Origin of the sequence: Streptomyces palmae (assembly GCF_004684805.1) — a bacterium.
GTDB classification, from domain to species: domain Bacteria; phylum Actinomycetota; class Actinomycetes; order Streptomycetales; family Streptomycetaceae; genus Streptomyces; species Streptomyces palmae.
Window position 1 is genome coordinate 1 of record NZ_SRID01000351.1, and the last position, 7247, is coordinate 7247.

Below are 7247 nucleotides of genomic sequence, written 5' to 3' on the forward strand. Positions count from 1 at the left end.
GCCCCCCCGAGGAGCCCGAGCAGGGTCACTCCTGACCGCCCTGCTCCTTGAGTTTGGACAGGGTGGCCGTGGCGGTCCGCTTGAGCATGCCCTCGATCTCCTCGGCCGTGGCGCCGGAGGAAGAGGAACCGGAGCTGGAGGAGACGTACTCCGACCAGGTCAGGGAGTAGGTCAGCCAGCCGTCCCGGACGGCGAGGATCATGTAGTCGCCGTCGGTGCTGCCTTCCTTGTCCACCTGGGTGACCAGGTACGCCTCGTCCCCGATCCCGGTGATCTCCTTCACCTTGTGCGCGGTGGAACCGGAGCGCTGGTTCTCGTACGCCTGGTAGGTCGCCTGGAACTCGGGCTGCGGGTTGGACTTCTTGTGCAGCTGGACGTTGGTGTAGAGCCAGGCGGAGGAGTAGCTGTCGGTGGAGTCGTCCCGCTTGAAGTCCATGTCGCAGTTCATGACGTCGAGCGCCTCGTGCTCGGTGCCGTTGTGCTCCGGGTTCTGCTCTTCGGAGCTCGGCTCGTCCTCCTTGTACTTCCCGTCGGTGAACGGCGAGAAGTCGGTGGCCTCGCAGAGGTTGCCGGTGTAGCTGTAGCCGGCCAGGTCGGCCGTGGGCTTGTCATCGTCGAATCCCCCGGTGGCGAAGATCGCGCCCGCCCAGACGGCCGAGGCGACCACCGCGCCGCCCAGCCCCCAGACCAGCCCCTTCCGGCCGGCGCCCTGCCCTCCGCCGGGCGGCACCGGTGGCTGCGGAGCGGCGGGGGCGCCAGGAGCATCGGGGGCTCCGGGGCCGTAACCGCCCGGTGCGGGGGTCAGCGGCACGGAGGGCAGTGTGGGCTGCGCATAGGGGTTCGGCTGCTGCTGGCCGGGCACCTGGGCGTACGGGTTCGGCTGGCCGTGCGGCTGCTGGGGCGGCTGCTGTGCGTACGGATTGGGTTGATCCCCCGGTATCGACATGCACGTACCGTACCCGAACGCATACGGTCCGAAGAGGGTGTGGGTGGGTCGATACCCAGTGGAGACCGGGCGGAGGCGGAACGGTCTCCGGCTGGGGGCGTCAGGAGAAGTCCGCGGTGCGATCCGACGGTCGGCACGAGGGAGCGGGTGGCACCGGGCGTGACGAGGGCAGGCCCCCGGGCAGGCCGGCCGGGGCTCACCGCGTGCCGGAATCCCGGGTGGGAACGGCAAAGCGCCCCCAGATCACTCTGGGGGCGCTCACGCAGTGCTGTGGCGAACAACACGATGCTGCTCGCAGGAGAATCCTGCGGTGTGCCGGTCGGAGCGGGTGAGAGGGACCGCTGTGCCCGTCCCGGCGGTGGGGCTTGCGCCCCGGGTGAAGCAAGGGGCAGGTCAGCCCTTGAGCGCGGCGACCTGCTGGGCCAGCGCCGACTTCTTGTTGGCGGCGGCGTTCTTGTGGATGACGCCCTTGCTGGCGGCCTTGTCGAGCTTCTTGGCGGCCTCGTTGGCGGCGACGACGGCCTTCTCGACGTCACCGGCGACAACGGCCTCGCGGGCCTTGCGGATGGCGGTCTTGACCGAGGACTTGACGGCCTTGTTACGCAGGCGCGCCTTCTCGTTGGTCTTGTTCCGCTTCATCTGGGACTTGATGTTCGCCACGAAATGAGCCTTTTCAGGTTCGAATGGATTTTGGATCACGGGTGCGCCTCGACGCTGAGAGGGCACGAGGCACAGTGGCCCAGGCTAGCAGCACGCGTCAGGACGTCCCAAACCGGAGAGAGCGGCCAGGTCGTGGGACGATGGGGGGAAACAACACCGAGTCCCGCCTAGACACAGGACGCTGCGTGCCCGCGACCCCTACTCATGTGCCGGAGCCTAGCCGCACCGACCCGGCGCACATCCGCAACTTCTGCATCATCGCGCACATCGACCACGGCAAGTCGACCCTCGCCGACCGGATGCTGCAGCTCACCGGTGTGGTCGAGCAGCGGCAGATGCGTGCGCAGTACCTCGACCGCATGGACATCGAGCGCGAGCGCGGCATCACGATCAAGTCCCAGGCGGTCCGACTGCCCTGGGCGCCCACCGAGGGCGAGGGCGCGGGTACCACCCACATCCTCAACATGATCGACACGCCGGGCCACGTGGACTTCACCTATGAGGTCTCCCGCTCGCTGGCGGCCTGCGAGGGAACCATCCTGCTGGTCGACGCGGCCCAGGGCATCGAGGCGCAGACCCTCGCCAACCTCTACCTGGCGATGGAGAACGACCTCACGATCATCCCCGTGCTCAACAAGATCGACCTGCCCGCGGCCCAGCCGGAGAAGTTCTCCGAGGAACTGGCCGGGCTGATCGGCTGCGACCCGTCCGACGTGCTGAAGGTCTCGGCGAAGACCGGCGTCGGCGTGGAGGCGCTGCTGGACCGGGTGGTGGAGCGGATCCCGGCCCCGGTCGGCGTCGCCGACGCCCCGGCCCGCGCGATGATCTTCGACTCGGTCTACGACTCGTACCGCGGCGTGGTCACCTATGTCCGTGTGGTGGACGGCAAGCTGTCCAAGCGCGAGCGCATCAAGATGATGTCCACCGGCGCCACCCACGAGCTGCTGGAGATCGGCACCAACTCCCCGGAGATGCTGGCCGCGGACGGCCTGGGCGTCGGCGAGGTGGGCTACCTGATCACCGGTGTGAAGGACGTCCGCCAGTCCAAGGTGGGTGACACCATCACCCAGCAGTCGGGCGGCGCCACCGAGGCGCTGGGCGGTTACAAGGACCCCAAGCCGATGGTGTTCTCCGGGCTCTACCCGCTGGACGGCTCGGACTACCCGGACCTGCGCGAGGCGCTGGACAAGCTCCAGCTCAACGACGCGGCCCTGGTCTACGAGCCGGAGACCTCCGCGGCCCTGGGCTTCGGTTTCCGCGTCGGCTTCCTCGGCCTGCTGCACCTGGACGTGATCCGGGAGCGGCTGGAGCGCGAGTTCGGCCTGGACCTGATCGCCACCGCCCCCAACGTGGTCTACCGCGTGATCATGGAGGACGGCGAGGAGCACACGGTCACCAACCCCAGCGAGTTCCCCGAGGGCAAGATCGCCGAGGTGTACGAGCCGGTGGTGCGGGCCACGATCCTCGCCCCCAGCGAGTTCATCGGCGCGATCATGGAGCTGTGCCAGACCCGCCGCGGCACCCTGCTCGGCATGGACTACCTCTCCGAGGACCGGGTCGAGATCCGCTACACGCTGCCGCTCGCGGAGATCGTCTTCGACTTCTTCGACCAGCTGAAGTCCAAGACCCGCGGCTATGCCTCGCTGGACTACGAGCCCACCGGCGAGCAGTCGTCCAGCCTGGTCAAGGTGGACATCCTGCTGCACGGCGACAAGGTCGACGCCTTCTCCGCGATCACCCACAAGGACCAGGCGTACGCCTACGGCGTGCGGCTGGTGGCCAAGCTGCGCGAGCTCATCCCGCGGCAGAACTTCGAGGTGCCGGTGCAGGCCGCGATCGGCTCCCGGGTCATCGCCCGCGAGACCATCCGCGCCATCCGCAAGGACGTCCTCGCCAAGTGCTACGGCGGTGACATCTCCCGTAAGCGGAAGCTGCTGGAGAAGCAGAAGGAAGGCAAGAAGCGGATGAAGATGGTCGGCTCCGTGGAGGTCCCGCAGGAGGCCTTCATCGCGGTGCTGTCCAGCGACGACTCCGGCGGCAAGAGCAAGAAGTAGCGGCGCCGGCGGGGCGAGGCCACCGCCGTCGCATCGAAGGGTCCGGCGCACCGCGCCGGGCCCTTCGTGTAGCGGCCATGCGATTGGTCGGTCACACCTTGGACAACGTGGCTGCAACCACTTACCAACGGCCTGGGCTGCCTCTACGCTGATCTCGCTGAAGGTTACTCGCGAGTCATAAAGTCGAGGCGGGCCCCGGAGGATGCTGTGACCGACACACAGAAGTTGCTGGACAACCGCCCGCCGTCGCTGGCGACCCTCTTCCTCCAACGCGTCGAGGAGACACCCGAGAAGGAAGCGTTCCGCCACCCGGTGCCGCCGGCCTCCGGCGAGGGCCCGGACGACTGGCGCGCGCTCAGCTGGCGGCAGGCCGCCGACCGCGTCTTCGCCATCGCCGCGGGCCTGATCGCCTCCGGGGTCGACCCCGAAGAGCGGGTGGCGCTGGCCTCCAGCACCCGCCTGGAATGGGTCCTGGGCGACCTCGGGGTGCTCTGCGCCGGCGCCGCGACCACCACGGTCTACCCCAGCACCAATGCCGACGAGACCGCGTTCATCCTCGCCGACTCCGGCAGCCGGGTGCTCTTCGCCGAGGACGCCGGGCAGCTGGCCAAGGCCCGCGAGAAGCGCGCGGACCTTCCCGAGCTGCGCCTGGTCGTGGTGTTCGACGCCGTGGACGCCACAGAAGCCGACGGCGCCATGGCCGCCGAAGGCGACCCGGACGGCTGGGTGATCTCCCTGGCGGAACTGGAGCGGCGCGGCCGTGCCTACCTGGAAGAGCACCCCGACGCGGTGCGCGAGCGGGTGGCGGACCTGCGCGCCGACCAGCTGGCCACCCTGATCTACACCTCGGGCACCACCGGCCGCCCCAAGGGTGTACGGCTGTCCCACGACGCCTGGTCGTACATGGCGGTGGCGCTGGGCAACATCAACCTGCTCTACCCCGACGACCTCCAGTACCTGTGGCTGCCACTGGCCCATGTCTTCGGCAAGGTGCTCACCGCGGGGCAGATCTACGTCGGCCACTCCACCGCGGTGGACGGCCGGGTAGACAAGATCATCGAGAACCTGCCGGTGGTCCGCCCCACCTATATGTGCGCCGTCCCGCGCATATTCGAGAAGGTCTACAACGGGGTCGCGGCCAAGGCCCGTGAGGCCGGCGGCGCCCAGTACCGGGTCTTCCGGTGGGCCGCCGGCGTGGCCCGCGAGTACGCCCAGGTGTACCAGGACAACTTCCGCCGCACCGGCGTCGCCCAGGTACCGCTCGGTCTGCGCACCAAGCACGCCCTCGCGGACAAGCTCGTCTACGCCAAGCTGCGCGAGGCGTTCGGCGGCCGGCTGCGCGCCGCGGTGTCCGGCTCCGCCTCGCTGGCCCCCGAGATCGGCTACTTCTTCGCCGGCGCGGGCATCCACATCCTGGAGGGCTACGGCCTCACCGAGACCAGCGCCGCCAGCTTCCTCAACCCGGAGAACTACCGCACCGGCACCGTCGGCAAGGCGCTGCCGGGCCTGGAGGTGCGGATCGCGGACGACGGAGAGATCCTGCTGCGCGGCCCCGGCGTCATGCAGGGCTACCACGGGCAGCCGGAGCGCACCGCCGAGGTGCTGGAGCCGGACGGCTGGTTCCACACCGGCGACATCGGCGAACTCTCCCCGGACGGCTATCTGCGGATCACCGACCGCAAGAAGGACCTGATCAAGACCTCCGGCGGGAAGTACGTGGCCCCGGCCGAGGTCGAGGGGCAGTTCAAGGCCGTCTGCCCGTTCGTCTCCAACATCCTGGTGCACGGCGCGGACCGCAACTACTGCACCGCGCTGATAGCCCTGGACGAGCCCGCCATACTCGGCTGGGCCGCCGAGCACGGCATGGCGGGCAAGCCCTATGCCGAGGTGGTGGCCACCAAGGAGGTCACCGAGCTCATCGACGGCTATGTGCAGCGGCTCAACGCCGGGCTCCAGCGCTGGCAGACGATCAAGAAGTTCCGGCTGCTGCCCCGCGACCTGGACGTCGAGCACGGTGAGCTGACCCCGAGCCTCAAGCTGAAGCGGCCGGTGGTGGAGCGCGAGTACCAGGGCCTGATCGACGAGATGTACGCGGGCACCCGCGAGGCGTAACGCCGCCGCACCCCCGTCCGGCCCGGGCCTTCCCACGCCGGACGGGGGGCGCGGGCCGCCGGGCCGGGCGGCCGTCCCGGGTTCGGGGCCGCCATACGGGCCCACCGGGCGGACTGGAGACCGCCGCGCCGGAGACCGGGCAGGCTCCGGACCGCGGTGCCGGGCGGCCGGACGGGTTCGGGGCCGCCATGCCGGACAATGGGGCGTATGCCTTCCGTACTGCCCGATGGTGAGCCCGTACCCGACGACGGGGCGCTGCCCCGGCACGCCCTGGACGGAGCCGCCGGGCGGCCGCTCGGCTTCTACCTGCACGTGCCGTACTGCGCCACCCGCTGCGGCTACTGCGACTTCAACACCTACACGGCGAGCGAGCTGCGCGGCTCCGGCGGCGCGCTCGCCTCGCGGGACAACTACGCCGACACCCTGATCGAGGAGGTGCGGCTGGCCCGCAAGGTGCTGGGCGACGACCCGCGCCAGGTGCGGACCGTCTTCGTCGGCGGCGGTACGCCCACCCTGCTGAGCGCCACCGACCTGGGGCGGATGCTCGGCGCCATCCGGGAGGAGTTCGGGCTGGCGGAGGGCGCGGAGGTGACCACCGAGGCCAATCCGGAGTCGGTGGATCCGCGCTATCTGGCCGAGCTGCGCGAGGCGGGCTTCAACCGGGTGTCCTTCGGGATGCAGAGCGCCCGGCAGCACGTACTGCGGGTGCTGGACCGCACCCACACCCCCGGACGGCCGGAGGCGTGCGTGGCCGAGGCCAGGGCCGCCGGCTTCGAGCACGTCAACCTGGACCTGATCTACGGCACCCCCGGGGAGAGTGACGACGACTGGCGGGCCTCGCTGGACGCCGCGCTGGGCGCCGGACCGGACCACATCTCCGCCTACGCCCTGATCGTCGAGGAGGGCACCCAGCTGGCCCGCCGGATCCGGCGCGGCGAGGTGCCGATGACCGACGACGACGTGCACGCCGACCGCTACCTGATCGCCGAGGAGCGGCTCACCGCGGCCGGTTTCGGCTGGTACGAGGTGTCCAACTGGGCCACCTCGGAGGCCGCCCGCTGCCTGCACAACGAGCTGTACTGGCGGGGCGCCGACTGGTGGGGCGCGGGCCCCGGCGCCCACAGCCACGTGGGCGGGGTGCGGTGGTGGAACGTGAAGCACCCCGGTGCGTACGCGCAGGCACTCGGCGACGGCCGCTCCCCGGGCGCCGGCCGCGAGATCCTCGGCGAGGAGGACCGCCGGGTGGAGCGGATCCTGCTGGAGCTGCGGCTGTCCGAGGGCTGCCCCCTGGACCTCCTGGCCCCGGCGGGCGCCCGTGCCGCCGCCCGCGCGGTCACCGACGGCCTCCTGGAGCCGGGCCCCTACGAGTCCGGCCGAGCGGTCCTGACCCTGCGCGGCCGCCTGCTCGCGGACGCGGTGGTACGGGATCTGGTGGATTGAGGGGACTAAGGGCTGTCCCTTATACACATCTCCCA

General features: G+C 70.3%; 5 protein-coding genes. 3 read left to right on the forward strand and 2 right to left on the reverse strand.

Going from position 1 to position 7247, the window contains the following annotated elements; translation table 11 throughout:
- Positions 1–25 precede the first annotated feature (25 nt).
- Positions 26–946, reverse strand: coding sequence for a hypothetical protein (locus E4099_RS26325; protein WP_135341616.1), 921 nt, complete (start codon positions 944–946; stop codon positions 26–28).
- A 393-nt stretch (positions 947–1339) separates the two neighbouring features.
- Positions 1340–1606 (reverse strand): 30S ribosomal protein S20, encoded by a 267-nt coding sequence (gene rpsT, locus E4099_RS26330; protein ID WP_135341617.1) that lies wholly within the window; start codon positions 1604–1606, stop codon positions 1340–1342.
- A gap of 185 nt (positions 1607–1791) precedes the next feature.
- On the opposite strand from rpsT, the gene lepA reads away from it, so the two are divergent.
- The 3 genes from lepA (at position 1792) to hemW (ending at position 7212) form a co-directional block, all read left to right on the forward strand.
- Positions 1792–3660 carry a translation elongation factor 4 gene (lepA, locus tag E4099_RS26335; protein ID WP_135341618.1) on the forward strand — a complete coding sequence of 623 codons (1869 nt, stop codon included), beginning with the start codon at positions 1792–1794 and terminating at the stop codon, positions 3658–3660.
- Positions 3661–3867: 207 nt separating this feature from the next.
- Positions 3868–5772, forward strand: coding sequence for an AMP-dependent synthetase/ligase (locus E4099_RS26340; RefSeq protein WP_135341619.1), 1905 nt, complete (start codon positions 3868–3870; stop codon positions 5770–5772).
- 207 nt (positions 5773–5979) lie between these two features.
- A complete protein-coding gene (hemW, locus tag E4099_RS26345; protein ID WP_135341620.1) occupies positions 5980–7212 on the forward strand; it encodes a radical SAM family heme chaperone HemW in 1233 nt (410 codons plus the stop codon).
- Positions 7213–7247 lie beyond the last annotated feature (35 nt).